The sequence below is a fragment of the Actinoplanes lutulentus genome (assembly GCF_003259845.1).
In the GTDB taxonomy this organism is placed as follows: Bacteria; Actinomycetota; Actinomycetes; order Mycobacteriales; family Micromonosporaceae; genus Actinoplanes; species Actinoplanes lutulentus.
Map to the genome: position 1 here is coordinate 93,027 of NZ_QLMJ01000020.1, position 20,425 is coordinate 113,451.

Genomic DNA, 20,425 nt, shown 5'->3' on the forward strand with positions numbered 1-20,425 from the left:
CGTGACCTCGTCCCTGGCTGTTGTTGCTGGCCTGGCCGCCGCGGCAGCGGGCATCCCTGCGGCGGCCGTCGCCTGCTCTGTTGGCTCCGAGGGGCCGGTGCGCTTTCCGCGGCGCTGGTGGAAGGGCCGACCGGCGACTCGTGGGATCATTGTCGCGGTATCTGCCATCGCTGGCCTGAGCGCTGGCCTCGTATGGGTGCGTGTGCCCCCTTCACCAGCGCGCCTGGCGTTCTGGCTCTTCGCCGTTGTTGGCGTCGTCCTCGCCATTATCGATCTACGCCGCCGGCGTCTTCCGCATTCTCTGACGGGCTCGCTTTGGATAGCTTGTCTCGGCTCTTTCGTCGTTGACGCGTTGGTCACCGGCGAGGCACACCGCCTTGTAGTGGCTGTCGTGACCGGGGTGTTCGTAGCCGTACTGATGCTGGGCGTGGCCTTGGGATTTCCCGGACAGCTCGGCTTGGGCGACGTTGGTCTCGCCGGAACGATTGCGACGTCGCTGGGTTGGCTGAGTCCAGCAACAGCAGCGTTGGGGTTCGCAGCAGGTTGTGCCGTTCAGATGATGGTCGTCATCGGTATGACCTGGCGGGCGAGAGGGCAGGGGGTCAAGCTGCCTCTCGGCCCTGCGTTGTTGGCCGGGTGGCTTCTGGCGATCACCACCTCTGGCGCGCTGGGCTTGTCTTGACTACCCGCTGAACCGTCCGAGCCTCGACGGCGTAGACCTCTTCAGGCGGCAAGAAATTGAGCGGCACTGATGTTGACCAGGTGCCGTCGGACTTGCGGTGACGGTGCGGGGGTGTCGTGGAACAGCTGTACGTGGACGTCAACGGGATCAACCGGCTGTATAACCAGCTCCTGCGAGCAAGTGACGACGCGACCGACACTCTCAGCTACGTGAAACAGCACTGCAACCTGGACTTTCTTGAGGTCGGCATGCTATCCCAGCTGTTCTCCCCGCACGAGAAGGCCTATACCGAGCTCACCGCGGCGCTGACGCGTCTGAGCAGTCTCGCCCAGGCCGCCGGGAGCCAGGTCAACCGTGCGCAGATCGACTACCAGCGGACGGATCAGGAAGCAGCCGCAGCGCTCGATGCCGCCTACCCCGGCGCCAAAGATCCCGTTGCCCTCAACAGCGCACTGACAGAGCAGCGGGAGGACTTGCAAGCGAGCCACCCTGCCTTCGCCGATGTCAGCGAGCCGACCCGTTTGCTGCGTAATCCCGAGTACGCCATCGGGATCGAGATGTGGTCGATCAATCCGATGGCGGACCTGGTCAGCCCTTCCGCTTGGCTGCGGCAGACGATCATCTGGGTATTCGGTCACGACCCGTTTGAAGGATGGGCCAGCCAATTCAGTGGGGACTGGAAAGGGTACGTGCACTGCGGCAACGCGATGGGTCAGGCCGGGGGAGTGGCCGCTGCCATCGGGCGCAACCTGCTCGCAGGCGTAGCCGACGTACCGGAGGCGTGGCGAGGTAACGCCGCCGACGGATTCCGCGAGTTCGAGCTCACGCTCGCCACGGCGGCCGTGAGCCTCGAGCAGGTGTGCCAGGACTACAACCGCCTCTACGACCAGGCCGCGGAAGCGATCAAGAAGCTGTACGACGTCGCCGCCAGCGCCATCGGCGACCTGCTCGACATGCTGCTGGTGATCAGTGGCTGCCTTGCCGCCGGCACCGCCACGATCGAGACCATCCTCGGCCCGATCGCCGGCTACTCGATCGCCGCGTACTACGCCTGGCAGGCCTACGACCTCTACAAACAGATCTCCACGTTCTTCGGCGCGGCGGAAGACACGATCAAGCTGATCAGCGGGTCGTTGATGACCCTTGACGCCTCGCTGTCCGTGAAGGACATTCCCGAGGTGCAGCCGTACGCACACCCTGCCGGCTACCGATAGGACGGGACTTCGATGAACGGCGGCATCATGAACGAGCCCCTTGCCCAGGCGGTCATGCGCCATCTCGCCGACACCCGCGGTAAGGACGACCCGCTCGGCTCGCTCGCCCGAAGCGTGTTAAGCGGGGAGTCGACGCTTCGCGGCGCCGTTCGCTCGTCGTGGTACGGCGAAGGGCTCGCCACGGCCGCAGCCGACGGGCTACGAGCACAGGACTCGTTCTCCTTCGACCAGCGCGCTGCCGTTGAGCGTGACGCCGCCCGGCTGCGCTCTCGTTCGGACACAGCAGACCCAACGTCGGGCGGTGACCAGTGAGAACCCTGACCCGATGGCGTCTCGCTATCCCGCTCACGTTCCTGTCCGTGATGCCGCTGATCGCGACCGTCTTCGGCGCGGTGGCGTTCTGGAACGACTGGAGTACGCCCCGCAAGGCGATCACCGTGTTCCTCGGCATCATGTTCGCGATGTGCGTGGGCATCAGCCTGTCGATCGGTTTCGACCGGCGCATCCAGAACCCGCCGTGGCTGCGGATCGGCACCGTCCTCGTGTTCATCCTGCTCGGCTGCGGTGTCACGTGGGTCCGCGGCAAGGTCTAATAAGCGGCTGGGGAGAGCCTGAGGGCTACCCGGCGGTGTTAAAGCTGAAGGATTCGGTCAATTTCCCCTGGATGAATCCCTTGGGTTGATAGGTCTCGCCGACAGCCGGGCAGGGATTGTCGTCATTCGCAGCGGATGCGGCGCGGCACCGAAGTGCCGCGCCGCACTGGTCTATGTCATGGGCTGTCACCCCCGCTCGCGGGGCTGCCAGCCGGTCCGACGTCAGGATTCGACTCGGGTGGCTGTACTTCGGCCGCCCCAGCACTGGGCGGGCTTTCCGGCGTGAACGAAATCTTGAAGTAGAAACCCACGACCTTCAACGCAACTTCGACGTAGCCGCGGGCCTCCTGGAGCCGTCTTGCCAGCCACGGCACAAGCAGTACCGTGGTCAGCGTCACCAGGATGATCATCGCGGGTAGCGCGATCGCGTTGGGAGAAGCCGTCGGGTTCCATTCCGCGGCTGCTCCCACAGTGGGCTTCTTACCTCGTGTCGCTGCGCGTCATGTGCAGCCTTCCTGGGTCTTGTGGTGGCGGACGACGTGGGGGCTTGAAAGTAGAAATCATATTTGTAGTGCCCCATTTTGAAACGTGCTCTGGTAGCGATGAGGGACGGCGGAGACGGACTGCCGATCTTTCCTCGTCACTTCCAAAGCCCTCCAGCTGCTGCTGACTCGCAGCTGGACGGGCCGGGCCGACTTGTGTATTGAAAGCTTTTTCTGCGGCCCTGGACCTCTTATAGAGCGGTCTTACCCAACGTCACGGCAATGCCGGTGACGCGGCACCCAGCTCCGGTGAAGCACCTGAGGCTGAGGGGGTCGTCCCGCATCTATCTTGGAGTGCCGTCGCCATGATCGGTAGACGGGTGCGGCCGAGTTACGCTATCCGGGTTACCCCGATGCTGGCTGCTGGCCGGTCGGAGAGATCCCTTCCATGCGGAGGAACACCGGTCGCATCGAGTTTCCGGAGCCCAGACGGCTTCGTCCTGGACACCCCGGCGCAGTTGGAGCGCGACGTCGTGGAAGCTCGGCGGTCACCGGACACAATCCGGTCGGACAACTAGGCTCAACCGGGTATGCCGCCGGAGCCGGTACGGAGAGTGAGCGCAGGGCTCGCCGGTCGAAGCCGAGAATGGGTAGATCGCCTCAGATTGCATGGGTGACGGCCAGCGGACGGTATCTGCACTGGCCGATGGGTATAGCGGGGTTACGGCATGCCAAGGAACGAGGTGCTCCGTGTCAGCTCGATAGGTCCTCGGCTCGAATTCCGAGCGCCGGAATCGCCTCAACAATATCTGGGGTGAGGTCGGATCGGACTAGACCAGTCGGTCGCCGGCGCGGGGAGCACGGGATCACTTCGTCGGGTGTGACAATGAGATCCACGCTGAAATCGTGATCTGTCTCCGGGATCTGATCCTCAATAACTTGGAGGTGATGAACCGGGGCCACGATAATGGTGCTGTCGGTAATAAGGCCGGCCTCAATGAGGAGAGCTACCTCAAGATCGGAGTAGCCGGCTCCCTTGCCAATTCGAGTACCCGACCGATTGACTGCCACGCTGCCGCAGATGACGATGTCAATCGGACTCATCTCACTTACGGCGACGCGCGGTGCAGCGCTTTGAGCTCCACGCTTATCGGCCGCTTCTTCGGGCGGCACTTTTAATTCCTCGGGGCTAAGCTTGTAGAATGGTTTAAGAGTGGCCATTCTTGGAACGGCCATGTAAACAAGCTTGCCGTCTTTGAGTGCACGGACTCGGACCGGAAGCTGAGCGTGGTCGGGGTTGGCCTTGACGGTGCGGGCTTGCTGCCAAATGTCGAGGTCTCCCAGCAGTGCCGCGGTTCGCTCGGCGCCTTCGAAGCTGGGGATCTTCCCGTGCGAACCCGACGGCACTGCCTGCTCTCGCTCCAAGAGTCCCCAGACCTTGTCGCGGATGGCTTGCTTGTCGTCGCCGATGCTCATGATGTCGATGTTAGTTCGGAGCCATCAGTGCGAGTAGACGGTCGTAGAGGTCCTGAGCCCAAGGCTCGTCCCGCCATGGCCGGAGCTCTCGACCGGCGGCGAACGCCAGATTGAGCCCTCCGCCGCCACGGGTCAGCTCTACGGCGTCGATGGTCCGGTGCATGGTGTCGGCTGCTTCATCCAACTTGGTCTGGCGAAGGAGGGCCAAGGTCAGGTTTCCTAACGCGATGGCCTGACTCTTTCGGCCGGCCAAGGACTTCGATGCTGTTTCAAGGATCGGCTGGGCCTCTTCCGGAAGTCCGAGAAATAGGTAACACGAGCCTGCGAGCCGGTTGTATTCGTTGATTGAGTAAGAGCCGGCTGCCACGTCGACATCATTCACCTCTCCGATCTGAGAGCCGGCCTCAGACAGGGCTGTCTCGCAGAGGGTACGGTTGCCGCTCATGGCGTGCCCTTCTGCCACATGCAGCATCGCTAATCCGGTCAATGAGGGGCTGCATGAACGAGCGACGTCGGCCGCCTCAGTTGCGAGCGCGCGGCCCTTGTCCGGGTCCTTCTCGCCATACAGGGCAACAAAGCTCTTGCGGAGCAGCGCGTAGGATTCATTGCACGGCTCGCGTGCCTGCCGGGCTGCATGAATGGCTTGATCTAGATACGTGACTGGCTCTAGATGATTGCGTCTCTGGCTAACGTCCCAGACGAGTTGGCCCATGAAGATTGCTGATTCGGCCTCGACTTCGAACAGCGCCCGGCGTACACGTGCGGTGGGCGCCTGTTTCCGGAGGTTGACCACCCGGCCGTGCAGCTGGCCGGCGGGACCGAGCAACGTGGTCGACGGCGACTCGTCGTAGCGATCATTGAGATTGCGCACTTCTTCATGAAGAAGTGCGACAGAGACTAGATCCAAACTGGCGGGGCGGTCCTCGATGCGTTCACTCGCCGAGTCCTGTGTCTGGACGACGTCGTCGAGCGCCGACCTCAGTTCGTCATCGCTGATTCTCAAGGCGCGCGCGAGCCTGGGCCGCATCCACGGCTGCGGTTCCGTCCCGCCAGCTTCCCAGCGGACCACTGTCGACCGTTCGACACCGAGTTCTTGGGCAAGGGTCTCCTGGGTGTGACCAGCTGTCTTGCGGAACTTGACGAGGCGCAATCGTTTGGTCGCCATCGCGGCTGCCTCCAGGGGCGGGCGTGCGAGACACGATAGTCGATGTGTGCGCTTAGGCCCAGGTCAGAGCCATGCTTTGCCTCATTCGTGCTTCTATTTTGCCTCTTACGTGCTCTGGAGATCGAGGGCAAACAAGCCTTTGCTAGATCTACACCGGCTTCACCGGACGTCATCGCATGTAGACCGTGAGCGGCGTTCGGATCGTGACCTTGGCGAAGAAGGGACGAGCTTCAGATGGCGGATTTGAGCCGTCCGGCGAACACTTACTACGCGACAACAGCCGACGCGCAGCTCGGCGTGGCTCAGGCGATCCTCAACGAGCATGTGACATCAAGCGCGACTGGGCGCTGTCTATCCTGCGACTCGTTCGGACCGTGTTGGCGGCGAGAGAACGCCGTCGTGATCTTTTCCCGGACGCTGCGTCTGCCGCTCCGTAGTCCGGGGGCCAGTCGACCGGAGCTGATCGGCGCGAGGCATGTCGGACGCCCGAGCGGTTTCGCTCAGGATGCCGTCGATGCTCGGAGCTGGCCACAATGAGCCACCTCGCTGCTCCGCCGACGGAGATGGTTGAGCACATCCCGGTACGGCCAAGCTGGGACTGTCGTGCTTGCGGTGAGCCGTGGCCCTGCAATGCAGCGCGCTCGGCTCTCAGCTCGGAGTACCGCGCTTTCCCTTCGCTGCTGAAGATGTACCTGTCGACGCAGATGTACGAAGCGATCGGCGATCTCTTCGGCGTTAACTCGATCTCGCCCATCGATTTCTACCAGCGATTTCTCTCCTGGATCAGGTCACCGCCGACGGACGACAGCGCCGTTCATGCCGAGGTCCCCACCAATGGAGCAACAGTGAGCACGCCGCCTTCGAATGATCCCGACAAGCTTCGAGCAGCCATGGTCCGGACTCTGATCGAGGAAGGCACGATTCTTTCCGGGGACGTGGCGGCGGCCTTTGCCGCCGTCCCTCGCCACCTCTTCGTTCCCGGAGAGGCCCTATGGCGGGCGTATGATCCTCAGCTCGCCCTTCTGCCGAAGACCGCTGCTAACGGCACGGACACGAGCGTCGTGTCCGCCGCCGAGGTGCAGGCCGCCATGTTGGAACAAGCGCAGGTCGAGCGCGGTATGAACGTCCTGGAGGTTGGCTCCGGCGGCTACAACGCCGCGCTGCTCGCAGAACTTGTTGGCCCGTCGGGTCAGGTCACGAGCGTCGACATTGACTCCGGCATCACGGCCCGTGCTGGCGCCTGCCTCCACAAGACCGGTTACGACCAGGTCCGGGTGATTACTGCCGATGCGACGAAGCTCTTGCCCGGACAATCACCCTTCGACCGCATCATCGTCACGACCGCGGCGTGCGACATCGCACCCGCCTGGATTGACGAACTCACGCCCTTTGGCCGGATTGTTGTCCCGCTGAGGTTCGCCGGCATCACCAGAGTCATCGCCTTCGACCGCAATCGCGGTAGCCGGGCGCTGTTCGCTCATAGTTATCGGCTCGGCTCGTTCGTCACAATGCAGGGTTGTGCCGAGGAACGGCTGATCCCGCTCACCCGTGATGTGGCGTTGCGAGTCGATTCCCAGCACACGCCGGAATTTCACCTGCCAGCGCTCCGGCATGCCATACACGAGCCGCCCATCGAACAGTGGGCCGGTACGGCTCACGACCTGCCCGACGAGCTACAACTGTTTCTACTCACCAACGCGCAACCGCAGATGCCGATCCTCCAGGCCAGCCAAGAACTGGTCGACCAGGGAGTCTTCCCGACAAGCGCCCGCTACGGCGTGCCTGTCCTCATCGATGGCGGCAGCTTCGCCTACCGCACTTCGCGTCCTAATCCGGACATCATCACCGGCTACGAGACTGGCGTCGTCGCACATGGGCCGGCGGCGGCCAAGGTCGCCGATACGCTGCTGGCCCTAATCCGAGAGTGGGCCAACAACCACTTCAAACGGGATGCCGCCCGCATCGAATATCACCCTAAAACCATGGACACGAGCGACCTTCTCGGCTGGCGCGTCATCACGCAGAACGGCGTGCTGACCGTCAGCTGGCCGTGAATCACCCGGCCGAGGGTCGGGCTGCACCGGTGCAATGGCTCGAAGCACCGCTTGCTCCATATGCCGTTATTCAGAACAAGGTCAAGATGAAAGGAAGTCGCTGATGACTGACGCAGCAGCCGACGCTCGCCTCCGGCAACCCGAGAACGGCGCTCCGGGGCCAGCGAGCGGGAGTCAAGCTGAGCGTGGAGCCGAGCTGCGGGCTGCGCTGGTGGATCAGCTCCGCACGGAAGGCAAGATCACCAGCGCCCTAGTTAAGGCGGCATTCCTCACGGTGCGCCGGGAGCATTTCCTTCCAGAGGAGACGCCGTTGGAAACGGCGTACGGCTTCGACAGCTCGGTCGTGACCAAGCGTGACGAAGGCGGCGGGGCTCTCTCTTCAGTATCGGCCGCATACATTCAGGCTCGAATGCTGGAGCAGGCAGGGCTTTCGCCAGGCATGAGTGTGCTGGAGATCGGATCCGGTGGGCTGAACGCGGCCTTGATCGCCGAGATCGTAGGCGAACAGGGCCACGTGGTAACCGTGGATATCGACCCAGAGGTCACGGACCGCGCCACAAAGCTGCTCGACGAGGCGGGTTACGGCAGCCGGGTGCGGGTCGTGGCCGCAGACGCCGAGAACGGCGTACCCGGTAGAGCAGAGTTCAACGCGATCATCGTGACGGTCGGCGCGTGGGACATCGCCCCGGCCTGGTTGCGGCAGCTGGCCCAGAACGGCACGTTGGTTCTTCCGCTGGTCATGAACGGCGTTACCCGTACGGTCGGGCTGCGCCGCGACGGTGAACATCTGACGAGTACGTCGATCGAGGTAGCCGGGTTCGTCCCCATGCAAGGTATCGGCCGCCATGACGAGCGACTGTTCGTCCTGGCCGGCCCGGACGGTAAGAAGATCACGCTGCGCTTCGACGACGGCGCGCCGGTCACCCCCGCTGAGCTCGATGATGTGCTCGCCTCTGGTCCGGTCGAGAACTGGTCCGGAGTGGTGTTCCCGCCCGCGACGTCGTGGGCGGATCTCTACCTCTGGCTCGCCTGGTACCTGCCGGGATTCTGTCGGCTGGTGGCGGAGGACAGCAGCGCACTGGAAAAGCACGGCACATGGTTCCCGTTCGGTGTTGTGAGCGGAGCCGGCTTCGCGTTCTTCGTAACGCGAACGGCGCCGAACGGGAAGGGCGTGGAATTCGGCGCCACTGCCTACGGCCGTGACGGTGAACTGGCCGCCGCGACTCTGGTCGAGCAGATCCGGGCATGGGACCGCGACGGCCGTCCGGTCGCTGGGCCGTCGATCGGTTACTGGCCGACCGGCAGCGACCTTTCCAAGATTCCTTCCGACGCCGCGGTCATGGAAAAGACCCATGGAGTCGTCACGATTTCCTGGCCCCCGAAGGGCTGAGCAGCGCGCGGCTCAGCCTGGGACAGGCCAGGTGGCATCACCCCTTCCCGCCGTTTGGAGAATGAAGTCAATGGCACCCACGGCCACGACCCTCGACCGGCCGCGGAGCCCGTCACCGACGATTTCGAGCTGGACATGCGGGTTGTCGAGCTGACCACGACCCTGGTCCAGGGCCGATGCAACACCAGCGACGGCTGCGGCGAGACCTGTAGCGGCAGCGCATGCAGCACCGCTCCTACGACCCGGCCTGACGCAAAACGCACCAACCCTGACGTTGCCGGAGTCCACGCCCCCCGCTGGGCTCCGGCAACACCCCAACCCTCTTGTGTACGGGAGGTGCGCCATGCTGTTCGCTCATCCCCGGTTTCATCCCGCTGGCCCGGTAATGGTCCGCGCCAGCACTTTTCCGGATCAGCCCGGTGGGCCAGCGTTGCCTGACCCCACCGCCTCCGTCGCGGAGTCGGTTCGATGGCTGGCGACCGTATGGGACCACCCAGGTTTCGCCGAGGCCCTCACATTCGCCAATCCCGGCCTCGCCGCGCACGTCGCCGGCGTCGTCGATGCCGGGGATGAGGTCCTTATAAAGGCGATCGGGCGGGCCACCTCGGCGGTGTCGTCCTACCTGGTTCGATGGCAGCGCCGCGCCACACCGTTCGGGCTCTTCGCCGGGGTGACAACCGCAACGCTCGGGCCTGCCGGTCGCGCGATTCGGCGAGCGACACCGGGTGGTGGTCCGCGCTGACGCTGACTGGCTTGCTCGCATCATCGACCGGTGGTGGCAGGGCCGAGATGACGGGTTCATCCGGGGATGCCTGGACGCGAGCCCGCACACGGCGACAGTCGTAGCGCAAATCGAATAGTCATGTGTGTGGTGTGCCCGTAAACGAGATTATGATCAAGCGACCGCGACGCCCGTCGCACCTTTGCGTCGGAGTCGCGTTCATAGCAGCCATCTTCGATGTAACAGACCGACTACGCTGGATGCCCACCCTCTTTCAAGGTGTAGAGCGAGGGTGGTCCATATTGCTCTAGCTTTGCCTGGTTCGCGGCGATGCCGCCCTCCTGGACAAAAGGCGAGAATTCTCGGATCGGGCGGAACATCGTAGGTTTATAATAGGCGGCATTTCGCGTCTCCCGCGGCCTGACATCTACAGAAAGGAATTTATCTTCCATGGACCAAAGGTCTGCCCACCATAGTCCGACTCCCCGATATATCTCAGTAGGAGGGTTTGCTCGCCCGATGATCTGCGCATGGACAAGGTAGATGGGGAAACTTTCACGATCCACCACAGTCAGTATGTCGTCACAGTCGGTGGTGTCCAACTGGAAACGTGACATGGGATCGCCGACTCCGTCACCTCTAGCGGCAGCCTTCTTGCCGCTTTTCAGTTCGAATCCAGCGACCGGAACATCATTCTGGTCGTACAAGGTGAAGTCAGGATTGCTGACGCGGTCCAGGTCGGTCCGGCGTCCCCGCGGTCGCAATTGTGGGGGATCCGTTTCGCGGAGACGAAGGCCCGTCTGTTCCTCGATATTTTCTGCTTTCCAGGTTTCGAGGACGTATTTGGCTGATGCGAGACCTCGTCCTATCGAACGAAGCACACGCTCGCAAACGCCGCACAGGAACCACTGGGTCAATCGTAAATCGCGGTATGATTCGTTACAGTGACCACAGTTGCCCTCTATATCCTCGCGCGATACCCATTCCGGATCTTTCCCACCAAAAGCCCTAACGGAGTACTCGTTACGGCATGTGTCGCAGAGAAAAAAACCCGCCAGGCCGGCGTCGCTGGCGGGCTTGCTGTCGCGCGCGCACGTGTACGCACCCCATGCATCCGGAGCGAGCCGCATCCCTGCCCCGTCAAGGACTGCCATGAGCTGCGTTGCGGTTTTCCCGCCTACGCCACGCAATGCGCGCAGTTCACGCTCGCTTAGGCGCAGAAGGCCCGCAGTCGACGTGATGCCGGCTCGCCTTAGCGCAGCCGCCACTCGTGGCGGCATGGAGATGTCAAGGTCCAGCGCAAACAGGCCATCGGGCGTATCCCCCAGGGTCACCGGAATACTCTAGCTGCTTCGTCGAGTCTGCCCGCGAGCAGTCAGTCCCCTAGTGGTGGCTGCGCGTTACGCGGCGGGAGCTTCGGCCGCGCTCGGCGCGGGACTGTCGATGACCAAAGGGGATCGAGGAATCACTCAGCGTGCGTGCGCCAGCGCGCGCACGCTGAGTCCAGTGCGAGAGAATCACGTGCCGATAGTCAGCGTGACGTTCTTGGATGGATGTCGAGCCGCTGACTATTAATTGGTTTCGGTAGTATTACTGTTGCACTCGACAAGTGGGAGGCGAATAAACGCGGCAGGGCCGCGAAATGTTACCGGGGGCATGCATGGGGGTTGCAAGTTTGACACGCATGAGAAGAGAAAATCCATCCGGGAAGTTGATCATGTGAAATCGGAATCAGACCCGCGGGCTTGCTAGCTTGTCGCTTATGGTATAACTTGTCATCCGCATTCGGATATCAGTGGCCCTCGTCCGCCTCCTGGACACGGCAACTGTGCTGGGATGCTGATCGGTCCGACGGCGCTGCACCAAAGGTGCGTGCCGGCTGTGCCGAGCAATTACAGGTGCCATTTTCGAATGACGAATGACGCTGCCGAGTGAGTGGAACGGTAAATAGGATGCTTGAACAGGGTGGCGCAATCTCTGAAGTTGCACGGCAAATGCTGAAGCGCGCAGAGGTTCATCGCGTTGCTGCCCTACGGAACATACCTCAGGATCAGCAATCTAGTCTAGGGCAGTTCTTCACTCCGAATCGTGCAGCCCAGTTAGTTGCCTCAATTCCCCGTCTCCCCAAAAGCGGGCAGCTCCGCGTACTTGACCCAGGGGCTGGATCAGGAATGCTCCTTGCTGCGTTGGCAGCTCGAGCATTGGAAGAGTGCCTGGACGTCTCGCTAAGCCTCGTGGCAGTCGAACTAGATTCCCATGTGATGCCGTACTTAAAGGCGACACTTGCGGATCTCAAATCTACGGTATCTGATTGTGGAATTAAGCTTGATTACGAAATCAAGCCGGGAGACTACGTCGAGCTACGTACTGGAGTGGTCGATGTGCTTAGCCAGGCGGAGCAGTTCGATCTTGTGATTATGAACCCGCCCTACCGAAAGCTCAGCGTTAGCTCGGCCCATCGCAAGGCACTGTCTCGGCTGGGAGCCGATTGCCCCAATATTTACGCCGGCTTCCTTGCGCTCGGAGCATTGGGACTTCGCGATGGTGGGCAATTGGTAGCTATTACGCCGAGATCCTTCGCAAATGGTCCATATTTTGACCAATTCCGAAACTTCCTGCTGGACCGGGTAAATCTCGATAGGATTCACGTCTTCGAGTCGCGCTCGACGGTGTTTTCCGACACCGGAGTCCTTCAAGAGAATATTATTTTCTCAGCGACTCGCGCGGCCAGCCCTGGTTCCGTCGTGCTATCCGTTAGCCATGGACATACGGATGAGATTGTCATGCGCCGGGTGGAGTACGCGGATGTCGTCAAACCTGGGGATTCTCATCGGTTCATTCGACTTCTTGTCGACGACGAAGATACCGTCACTGCCGAGACGATGGCTGCGATGCCAGCCACACTCGGCGACATCAAGGTAGAAGTATCTACGGGACGAGTCGTGGACTTTAGATCCCGCGAGTGCTTGCTATCGCAACCTGATAACGAAAGCTATCCTTTAATTTATCCCGGTAATGTGCGGAATGGTCTTATTGAGTGGCCTCGGAAGCTCAAGAAGCCTCAAGCGTTTGCGGCGCGTGAACCCAAGGACCAAAATTTCCTGCTGCCGCAGGGCTATTATGTCGTTGTTAAGCGATTTTCCGCAAAGGAAGAACGTCGGCGAGTCGTCGCTTCCGTATGGGACCCTTCAATCAACTCTGGCCCAGTCGCATTCGAGAACCATCTCAACATCTTCCACAGAGGTGGTGAGGGGTTGCCCCGAAATCTTGCCGTAGGGCTGAGCTACTGGCTTAACGGCTCTGTCGTAGATCGGTTCTTTCGGACCTTCTCTGGCCACACGCAAGTTAATGCGACTGATCTACGGTCATTGCGTTACCCCTCGCTCGAAGTGCTGGAGCAGTGGGGCGGCATGCTTGAAATTGCACTACCTGAGCAAAAGGAAATTGACGCTAAGGTAGCCGCCATGTTTGAACTGCTAGGGGGCCAGGCCGGTGAGTGATCCTGAGGACCTTCGCATCGAAGAAGCGCGGGGCATTTTGGCCCGACTTGGCTTTGACCGCGAGCGAGCCAACGAGAGGTCCGCGCTGGTATTGCTTGCTCTCCTGGGGATGACCCGAGAGTCCCCATGGTCGAGCGCGACCAGCCCGCTCGTCGGGACGCGTGCGATCATGGATTGGATCAGAGATCAGTACGGTCGTAACTATGCGCCCAACACACGTGAGACGATCCGCCGCTTCACGCTCCACCAGTTCGCAGACGCGTTGCTCGTGGAACAGAACCCCGACAACCCAAGCCGCCCGGTCAACTCTCCCAAGTGGTGCTACCGGATTCACCCTCGCGCCCTGGAATTACTCCAGCATGTCGGTGAATCTGATTTTCAGGACTTGCTTGTCGAGTACCTAGATGAAGTTCCGGGTCTCCGGTCAATGTATGCCGCCGCGCGTGAACTCCGCCGCATCCCTGTCACACTCCCTGGGGGAGGAGCGGTAAGTCTAAGCCCGGGTGGGCAGAATGTGTTAATTAAAAGTATGGTCGAAGAATTTTGCGAGTACTTCACCCCCGGCGGCGAAGTGCTCTACATCGGCGATGCCGATGCAAAATGGGCGGTTCTTGTGCGCGAGTCGCTCGCAGCGCTGGGCGTCACCCTCGATCAGCACGGAAAAATGCCGGATTTGGTAATCTATTTGCGCGAACGCAACTGGCTTGTGCTTTTGGAAGCAGCCTCGTCCCATGGGCCAGTTGACGCAAAACGCCATCGCGAGCTAGCCAAATTGTTCGAGGGTTCGACCGCCGGCCTGGTGTATGTGTCGTGCTTCCCTGATCGGCGTGAAATGCGGAAGTACTTGGCAGATATCGCTTGGGAAACAGAGGTGTGGTGTGCGGAAAATCCTACGCATCTCATCCACTTCAATGGCGAAAGATTCCTCGGCCCATACGGCAAAACATAGGCGTCTGCATGGAAACTCGGCCGCCTGGGACGGCATTATAAGGGCAGTAACCGTGAAACAGCAATGCAGTTCCAGGAAGGGGGTTGACATGCGCAATCAGGAACGCCCCGGCACGTCTGTGTGGGGCTGAGGGATAGAGTTCGTGGCAATGAGCGTCACGCTCTAAGAGGGCATCTTATTCTCTTAAGGCCACGAATGTTAGGCGCCAGTTCGTTGTCGCTTGCATTTCCCATAATTCGTGGCGGTGCTGAAGTATATCCGGGTGCCTTGGTCGGTCGATCCCGAACGCGGGTGCGCTCGGGCCGGGTGCCGGCGGACAAGGCGTACAGGCCGGCTAACTGCCACTACCTGCGTCGATCGTCATTGGATAAAAACGACCGTCCCATGACAAACTCTATGGTGTTGTAAATGCTGCGGAGCTATCCGGCGGCGATCTCGATGTATAGGTCTCCGTCGGCGCCGCCGTTCCTCCCCGGAATGGCCAAGCCCTTTAAGCGGACTCTCATGCCTGGCTCGACGCCTGGCGGGATTTGGGCGGTGACGAATTCTCCCACCGTTCCCCGGTGATCCATCGCGATGACCTGGTTACAACCGTTAGCCATCTCTTCTGCGCTGAGCGCGATAACGATGATGGCGTCGTTTCCGTCCTGTGGCCGTGACTGAATCATCTCCGCAAACTTGGTCCAGTTGCCTTTCACGAACGCCCAGGTCTTGACGTACTCCTCGTTCAGGTTCCGTAGACTTCTCGATGAGTTGCGATCAAGCTCGGGCAGGGGCAGGTTGTAGCGCCATGGTTCAGCGTCAACCCCGCCCACCAGCCACTGCTTCGTCTGGTCGACAGTTGCGCAAAGCCACAAGTTGGCCGACCAGTAAGGCAGAAGGTAGATATGCAGGGCTTCGGCTGTTCCGTGGGGAAACAGCAAGACCTCGTCGGGCCGCTCCGGGTTGCCGTTGGCGATCTCGTCCGGCGTTAGCCGCTTCCAGCGTTCGTAGCCCTCGTTCTGCGACTTCGACTCGGTGTACTCGAAAAGCCCTGACCCCTTGCCTTGTGTCTGCGACGTGGTCTGCATGGGCATGAGGTAGTCGCCGCCGAGCTCGGAGAAGGTGTTGATGGTCGCGGTGTCGCGCGTTCCAGGAAATACGAGGACATTCTGGAAGAGGCTAAGCAACGCCATGCCTTGCTCGCCCCATCGCTGGCGGGCCTGCCCCATGTCCTGGAGCACTCCAAGGGTCACGATGCCTTCTCCACCGATGGCGAGGATTTCAGGCAATTGGGGGATCGGTGCCATGGTGGCCATCTCGTCGAGGGCGAACAGCACGCGATGCCGACTGTCCACTCCCAGGCGTGCCTTCTCACCTCGCACCTTCGCTACTGCGGCGCGAATCGAGGTCAGGAAAGCAACAACGATCGGCGCCAGTTCCACTTGACTCTTCGCCGAGATGTAGATCGTGTCGAACCAGCCGCTCGCGTAGTTCGGGAACACACCCAGTTGTGCGGCTCGGGCCTGAGGGCTGTCGTCGCTTTCATATAGGAGGTCCCAGTTGCCTTCGACGGGGACGCCGCGGACGAAGCCTTCCATGTCGAAGTTCGGGTTGTCGGTTGAATCGAGCACGCCGGACCGCTCGAAGACCCGGAGTGTCACCGCTGCGGTGGAGAACACGCTCGCCCGCTCACGATCAGGCGCTTTGTAGATGCCACCGAGGATGTCAAGCTGCAGTCGGTGGCCGTCCTGATTGAGCTGCTTCAGCAAGGGCACGATTTCGTCCGTCAGGCGCTGGCCCGTGATCACGCTGAACACCCACCGCATGTCGTGGCCGTAGCGGGCGGCGCTCCAGAGCAGGACGCCGAGGAGAGATTGGGCTCGGCCCTCAAAGTGCAGGCCGGCATCTGATTGGCGAGCGTCGGACTTCTTTGAAGCGCTCACCATGGCGCTGGACATATCGAGCGCCGTGTCCCAATCGGCTGATTCGGCCACAGGGGACCACCGAAGCTGGTTGCAACCGGGTACCGTCGGTTCCGCGTCGGGTGTCCAGTGCCAGAGAGTGCCCCAGCTCGACCGAATTGCTGCAGTTGCACGTAGCACGTCGATCTTAGTGCTCGTCGAAACAACTGGGCCTGGCCAGGTCATGACGTTGGGAACGACGACCGAGGCGGTCTTGCCAATCGCGTGGCGCGCGGGCGCGATGGCCAGCAGGTTGGTGTCTGGGTTGCAGAAAATCGGACCGGAAACTCCGCTGATGCCGATCCACAGGCGCCGGTCGTTCTCGGGAGCGGCCGAGCGGCGTTGCTTATTGAAGGCGCGAAAAGTGTTGTTCTCTCGCATCATGTCCCAGTGCCAGTTTTGGGGAATTTGCGGCGGTTTTGGCTTGCCGAAGAGCGGCATGAGCACCCCCAGTGATCAGGTCGGTACAGATACAGACCACATCACACTGGGAATGGGGTCGCATTCGGTAGAACGGCTAAGTGATATTAGTCACGTGACGGGGTGTGATGCAGGGTGGTCGCTTTATGAGCCGCCCTATTAGTTCAGCGCAAGCGGCTGAACGACCTCGCCGGGTCGACCGCGGTCCGCCAGGTGATCTCGCCGCCATCGATCTTTCTGATCAAATCGCAGCTAGGAGTTATCAGCGTAAGTCACCCGCAGGGCTCATGGATAGTGCGCAGGGTATTGAGCCGCAGCAAGAAGGGCTGGGGGAATAGAGGCACCCAAGCGGTCACTCGAGGTCGGCAGCGCCGCCTCCGGGGTGTGGCGATGGTGATGCACAGTATTATGGTCATCTTCTGGACATCCAACAGTACCGATGTAATTCACCGGTCGAGTCGACCTGGCCAAAATCCCAGACTAGCCAAGAGGGCGGCCACGACCCGGACATGACCAACAAGGTGCGAGCCGTGATCAAGCGAGCGGAGAGTGCCCCGCTGCCATCGCAATGCTTACTGGCCCGAAAGCTGGGAATTTTCCTCAACGCACCGCACGATGGACCCTGCGAGGTTCATGTCGCATCTTGAGCTGAGGGAGACCGCATGGCTGGCGAGTACCACTCGGGTTTGCGGGCAAAGTCCCTGGCGTGGAACAAGGTCAACAAAGCCATGGAGGACGCCAAGACCATCTACGGCAAGGACTCAGCTGAGTACGTCACCGCACGCGAGGAGGCCATCGACGCCCAGCTAGACTTCGTTGAGTACGCAAGCAAGCACGTTGACGACCTCCACCGCGAATTTAGCGATGCTCAGATGAAGATTGACGAGCTGGAGCAGGCGCAGCAGCGCGAGGTGTTCGAACGCGCGGACCTCGACCCGGACTTGGAGCGCAGGGTCCAGGACGACTTGGAGCGCAACCGCGGAGACGAGTGGGAACGATGAACGAGCCGTACTGACCATCGAGCAGTGCGGCCGTCGATGGTAACGCGATGCGCTGACCAATCTGTTCGACGAGCAGCGAACTGTTCCGCCCCGGGTTTGATGGAGACATCCAAACCTGGCAGAGAATTCAGTTAGATCGGCACCGAAGAATTACCCCGATGAGTTGCGTGAGCGGGCGACCCGGTTGGCGGTCGAGGCCCGCCGGGATCCGGCGTCGAGCGTGGGGGCGATCCGGCGGAACGCCGATCAACTCGGGATCCATCCGGAGGCGCTGCTTGGCTGGGTGAAGAAGGCCGAGACCGATGACGGCGTGCGGCCAGGCACGACCAGCAGCGACGCGGAACGCCTCGCCGCTCTCGAGCGGGAGAATCGGGAGTTGCGGCGGGCGAACCAGGTCCTGAAGTCCGCGGCGAGCTTCTTCGCGGCGGAGCTGGACCGTCCGTCGCGCTGAAGGTCGGCTTCGTCGACTCCCAGAAGGCCGAATACGGTGTCCAGCCTGTCCTGCAGGCGCTTGAAGGCACGCCGGCACAGATCGCACCGTCGACCTACTACGCCGCCAAGACCCGCCCCGCCAGCGCCCGAGCGAGGCGTGACGACGAGCTGACCGTCATGATCGAGCAGATCCACACGGCTAACTACGGCGTCTAAGGGGCCCGCAAGATCTGGCACGGAGCTGCACCGCCACGGGATGCCGGTGGCCCGGTGCACCGTCGAACGTTTGATGCGTGCGGTCGGGCTGCGTGGGCTGCTACGCGACCGACCGGGCGCCGTCCCGACACATAGAGATCCACTGCGCCGCGCCGAGGTTCCCCCCCCACGGCAGGTACGCCAGAAGGCCTGAACATCCGACGAGGTCCCGGATCGGAGAACGTCGTAGGGGCCGGGTATCTTCCCCGCGTGTCGACCGTCCCACCAGCCTCTGCGTTCGGTGCACCTGCCCCGCCCGCCGGTGACGTTCACGCTGCGTTCCTGCGCCGCGGCGATGCCCACCAAGTCTACGCCCGCGACATCACCGCACCGGAAGCACCGCTCTTCTACCTCGGCCGCGGCCGCGCCGACGAGGTACGCGCCTACACCCGCGCGTACCTGCAATGTCCGTACCCGGACTGCCCGGCGCCGGAGTTGACTACCGCCGGCGGAAGTGCTGTGCGCGACCATTTCCGGCACCTGCCCGGCAGCAACGTCCGGCACCAGCGCGAGGGCATAAACCACTTCACCGCGAAACACCAACTTGCCCGCTGGGTTCGTACGCAGGCACCAGACGCGGTCGTACACGTCGATGACATCGTCCTCGAGAACGGCCGGCACCCGGACGTCTATGCCATCGTCGGCGGGAACCGGATCGTGTTCGAGATCCAGTACTCGCCGCTGAAGTGGCCGGAAATGCGGAAGAGACGCGCAGCCTACGACCGGATCGGCGTCACGTTCGTCTGGGTTTTCGGGCACACCGGCGCCTTCTGCCAGCCGGTCGCCGCCACTAGCCCGGAGCAGCAGGCCACCGCCCTCACCATCGACCGTGCATTGTGGGAAGCGGCATACAACGCGATGCCGCTCCTCTGGATCAACCCGTTCGAAGAACTAATCGCCACCGCCGCGTTCACCCCGTCGGAAGTGCGCAAGCTAATGGCCTGGGGACAGGGGCTGCGTCAGGTAAACATCGACATCTGCACACTCGACGAATGCCGCCTGGAGTTCCGGGACCGCACCGATATCTCGGCGTCGTGGGCCTGGAACGCGGAGCACGGCTGGCCGACAGCCGGCGACATCGCTCCGTACCTGACGGGACTGATCACCCCGGCGGCAAGAAAGGTCAGCGCTGAGGCGGACGCTCGGCTGACCGCGATCCGGCAGCAGCGCGCAGACGAGGCCGCCGCTGAAGCCGCCGCCGAAGATGCCGCCCGCAGGCAAGAGCTTCCGTACCAGAACTGGCTGGGAGAGAAGGCGAAACTCGAGGAGAGGTACGGACCGTTGCCTGCAATGGTCCTGGACAATGCTTCCCGGAGGTTCACGGTCCGTGGAGTGGCGAAGGAGCACTGGATGGCCGCTCTGCTCGAGATCTTCGATCAGGTGGTAGGTGACCAGGTTTCGGAAACCTGGATTCGGTCGCAGCTGGGCAGTCGCTTCGGTTGGCCGGCAGGGATGGTCACCGTCACGGATTGGTACCCGCTCATCCAGTACCTTCGCGATCTTCGCGATGACGGTTGGGTCGATCTCCCTTCTACTACCTCGCTCTTGGACGGTGACCACATCACCGTCCTCGCCAGCCTCCGAAGGCCGCCCTCCCCGCCCACCAACTCCGACCCGAGCCAGGTAGAGCGACAGCGCACGCCGCCGGCATGACGTGAGGAGCCGGGGATGATAGCGAGACCGCCACTCGACTGGTCCGCGCTGCAGGCGCACGTCTCGACATACTCGTTGAAGCTCTGGCGCGCGACTATCCCAGGCGCCGCGAACTCATCCTCGACGCCGGTCGTGCTCTGACACGCCCGGGGTAGCAGTGATGCCGGATGTCGTAGGCGTGCGCTACAGTCACCGGCGTCGAGATCCACCAAGGACTCGGCCGCGCACCGCTTCGGTGGTCCGTACGTCTGGACGCCCCGGCACTTTGAGCCGTGGCGAGCGCGAGACCGGCAACCATCCGCGAGGATGGGAACCCGTACCCGCAACCCCGAAGTCTCGGGGGAGCGGCGGGCCGACCGGGATCGCCCTGGACACGCGGCAACTCCGACCCGGCCCGCACGAGTGCAGCATCGTGAGCTGTACCCGGACGGGAAGGATGCCTGCCTACGTACTCAGTACGTCGGGCGGCGGCGGGGTCGAGATCGTCTCGGCCCG

At 62.1% G+C, this 20,425-nt stretch carries 18 protein-coding genes and 1 pseudogene; 14 read left to right on the forward strand and 5 right to left on the reverse strand.

Annotation, left to right across the window (positions count from 1 at the left end; all coding sequences use genetic code 11):
* The first annotated feature begins 1 nt into the window (after position 1).
* The 4 genes from B0I29_RS34925 to B0I29_RS34940 all read left to right on the forward strand — a co-directional run bounded on the left by B0I29_RS34925 (position 2) and on the right by B0I29_RS34940 (position 2,489).
* Positions 2–682, forward strand: coding sequence for a prepilin peptidase (locus B0I29_RS34925; RefSeq protein WP_245973000.1), 681 nt, complete (start codon positions 2–4; stop codon positions 680–682).
* A gap of 131 nt (positions 683–813) precedes the next feature.
* Positions 814–1,896, forward strand: a complete 1,083-nt coding sequence (locus B0I29_RS34930) for a hypothetical protein (protein ID WP_146616984.1) — start codon at positions 814–816, stop codon at positions 1,894–1,896.
* A 12-nt stretch (positions 1,897–1,908) separates the two neighbouring features.
* Positions 1,909–2,208, forward strand: a complete 300-nt coding sequence (locus tag B0I29_RS34935) for a hypothetical protein (protein ID WP_111653407.1) — start codon at positions 1,909–1,911, stop codon at positions 2,206–2,208.
* On the forward strand, positions 2,205–2,489 hold the full coding sequence (locus B0I29_RS34940; protein WP_146616986.1) for a hypothetical protein: 285 nt from the start codon (positions 2,205–2,207) through the stop codon (positions 2,487–2,489). The genes B0I29_RS34935 and B0I29_RS34940 overlap by 4 nt, the downstream gene beginning before the upstream one ends.
* A gap of 176 nt (positions 2,490–2,665) precedes the next feature.
* Here B0I29_RS34940 and B0I29_RS34945 read toward each other — a convergent pair whose 3' ends face one another.
* The 3 genes from B0I29_RS34945 to B0I29_RS34955 all read right to left on the reverse strand — a co-directional run bounded on the left by B0I29_RS34945 (position 2,666) and on the right by B0I29_RS34955 (position 5,612).
* The gene (locus B0I29_RS34945) at positions 2,666–2,899 is read right to left on the reverse strand and encodes a hypothetical protein (RefSeq protein ID WP_111653409.1); all 234 of its coding nucleotides are present in this window, start codon (positions 2,897–2,899) and stop codon (positions 2,666–2,668) included.
* Positions 2,900–3,724: 825 nt separating this feature from the next.
* On the reverse strand, positions 3,725–4,447 hold the full coding sequence (locus B0I29_RS34950; RefSeq protein ID WP_111653410.1) for a 5-formyltetrahydrofolate cyclo-ligase: 723 nt from the start codon (positions 4,445–4,447) through the stop codon (positions 3,725–3,727).
* A 10-nt stretch (positions 4,448–4,457) separates the two neighbouring features.
* Positions 4,458–5,612, reverse strand: coding sequence for a helix-turn-helix domain-containing protein (locus B0I29_RS34955; RefSeq protein WP_111653411.1), 1,155 nt, complete (start codon positions 5,610–5,612; stop codon positions 4,458–4,460).
* Between the two features lie 686 nt (positions 5,613–6,298).
* Here B0I29_RS34955 and fxlM (B0I29_RS34965) point away from each other — a divergent pair.
* The 4 genes from fxlM (B0I29_RS34965) (at position 6,299) to B0I29_RS34980 (ending at position 9,798) form a co-directional block, all read left to right on the forward strand.
* Complete coding sequence (fxlM, locus tag B0I29_RS34965) at positions 6,299–7,666, forward strand: methyltransferase, FxLD system (RefSeq protein WP_181558128.1); 1,368 nt, start codon at positions 6,299–6,301, stop codon at positions 7,664–7,666.
* Positions 7,667–7,769: 103 nt separating this feature from the next.
* The gene (gene fxlM, locus B0I29_RS34970) at positions 7,770–9,056 is read left to right on the forward strand and encodes a methyltransferase, FxLD system (RefSeq protein ID WP_111653413.1); all 1,287 of its coding nucleotides are present in this window, start codon (positions 7,770–7,772) and stop codon (positions 9,054–9,056) included.
* A gap of 135 nt (positions 9,057–9,191) precedes the next feature.
* Entirely contained in the window at positions 9,192–9,494 is a 303-nt protein-coding gene (locus B0I29_RS47115; protein ID WP_245973014.1) for an FxLD family lanthipeptide, read from the forward strand.
* Entirely contained in the window at positions 9,487–9,798 is a 312-nt protein-coding gene (locus B0I29_RS34980) for a lantibiotic dehydratase (RefSeq protein ID WP_181558129.1), read from the forward strand. The genes B0I29_RS47115 and B0I29_RS34980 overlap by 8 nt, the downstream gene beginning before the upstream one ends.
* A 230-nt stretch (positions 9,799–10,028) precedes the next feature.
* On the opposite strand, the gene B0I29_RS45380 is transcribed toward B0I29_RS34980, so the two are convergent.
* Positions 10,029–11,111 (reverse strand): DNA-directed RNA polymerase subunit alpha C-terminal domain-containing protein, encoded by a 1,083-nt coding sequence (locus B0I29_RS45380; RefSeq protein ID WP_146616988.1) that lies wholly within the window; start codon positions 11,109–11,111, stop codon positions 10,029–10,031.
* A 660-nt stretch (positions 11,112–11,771) separates the two neighbouring features.
* Here B0I29_RS45380 and B0I29_RS34985 point away from each other — a divergent pair.
* Both B0I29_RS34985 and B0I29_RS34990 read left to right on the forward strand, forming a co-directional pair.
* Positions 11,772–13,277, forward strand: coding sequence for an Eco57I restriction-modification methylase domain-containing protein (locus B0I29_RS34985; RefSeq protein ID WP_245973016.1), 1,506 nt, complete (start codon positions 11,772–11,774; stop codon positions 13,275–13,277).
* Positions 13,270–14,226: a BsuBI/PstI family type II restriction endonuclease gene (locus B0I29_RS34990; protein WP_111653416.1), complete on the forward strand. Its 957-nt coding sequence runs from the start codon at positions 13,270–13,272 to the stop codon at positions 14,224–14,226. Before B0I29_RS34985 ends, B0I29_RS34990 begins: the two co-directional genes overlap by 8 nt.
* Before the next feature lie 419 nt (positions 14,227–14,645).
* On the opposite strand, the gene B0I29_RS34995 is transcribed toward B0I29_RS34990, so the two are convergent.
* On the reverse strand, positions 14,646–16,610 hold the full coding sequence (locus tag B0I29_RS34995; RefSeq protein ID WP_146616989.1) for a type IV secretory system conjugative DNA transfer family protein: 1,965 nt from the start codon (positions 16,608–16,610) through the stop codon (positions 14,646–14,648).
* 641 nt (positions 16,611–17,251) lie between these two features.
* Here B0I29_RS34995 and B0I29_RS35000 point away from each other — a divergent pair.
* The 4 genes and pseudogenes from B0I29_RS35000 (at position 17,252) to B0I29_RS35010 (ending at position 19,930) form a co-directional block, all read left to right on the forward strand.
* On the forward strand, positions 17,252–17,590 hold the full coding sequence (locus B0I29_RS35000; protein WP_111653418.1) for a hypothetical protein: 339 nt from the start codon (positions 17,252–17,254) through the stop codon (positions 17,588–17,590).
* Between the two features lie 115 nt (positions 17,591–17,705).
* On the forward strand, positions 17,706–18,041 hold the full coding sequence (locus B0I29_RS35005; protein ID WP_111653419.1) for a transposase: 336 nt from the start codon (positions 17,706–17,708) through the stop codon (positions 18,039–18,041).
* 197 nt (positions 18,042–18,238) lie between these two features.
* Positions 18,239–18,350: pseudogene (locus B0I29_RS47875) on the forward strand (IS3 family transposase); the annotation flags it as partial.
* A 137-nt stretch (positions 18,351–18,487) separates the two neighbouring features.
* A complete protein-coding gene (locus tag B0I29_RS35010) occupies positions 18,488–19,930 on the forward strand; it encodes a competence protein CoiA family protein (RefSeq protein ID WP_181558131.1) in 1,443 nt (480 codons plus the stop codon).
* The last annotated feature ends 495 nt before the right edge of the window (positions 19,931–20,425 follow it).

Excerpts from the sequence above, each read along its gene's own strand:
- B0I29_RS47115 (WP_245973014.1), top strand. The coding sequence starts at position 9,192 with ATGCGGGTTGTCGAGCTGACCACGACCCTGGTCCAGGGCCGATGCAAC.
- fxlM (WP_111653413.1), top strand. The coding sequence starts at position 7,770 with ATGACTGACGCAGCAGCCGACGCTCGCCTCCGGCAACCCGAGAACGGC.
- B0I29_RS35000 (WP_111653418.1), top strand. The coding sequence starts at position 17,252 with ATGGCTGGCGAGTACCACTCGGGTTTGCGGGCAAAGTCCCTGGCGTGG.
- B0I29_RS34955 (WP_111653411.1), bottom strand. The coding sequence starts at position 5,612 with ATGGCGACCAAACGATTGCGCCTCGTCAAGTTCCGCAAGACAGCTGGT.
- B0I29_RS34950 (WP_111653410.1), bottom strand. The coding sequence starts at position 4,447 with ATGAGCATCGGCGACGACAAGCAAGCCATCCGCGACAAGGTCTGGGGA.
- B0I29_RS34985 (WP_245973016.1), top strand. The coding sequence starts at position 11,772 with ATGCTGAAGCGCGCAGAGGTTCATCGCGTTGCTGCCCTACGGAACATA.
- fxlM (WP_181558128.1), top strand. The coding sequence starts at position 6,299 with ATGTACCTGTCGACGCAGATGTACGAAGCGATCGGCGATCTCTTCGGC.
- B0I29_RS34945 (WP_111653409.1), bottom strand. The coding sequence starts at position 2,899 with ATGATCATCCTGGTGACGCTGACCACGGTACTGCTTGTGCCGTGGCTG.
- B0I29_RS34995 (WP_146616989.1), bottom strand. The coding sequence starts at position 16,610 with ATGCCGCTCTTCGGCAAGCCAAAACCGCCGCAAATTCCCCAAAACTGG.
- B0I29_RS34935 (WP_111653407.1), top strand. The coding sequence starts at position 1,909 with ATGAACGGCGGCATCATGAACGAGCCCCTTGCCCAGGCGGTCATGCGC.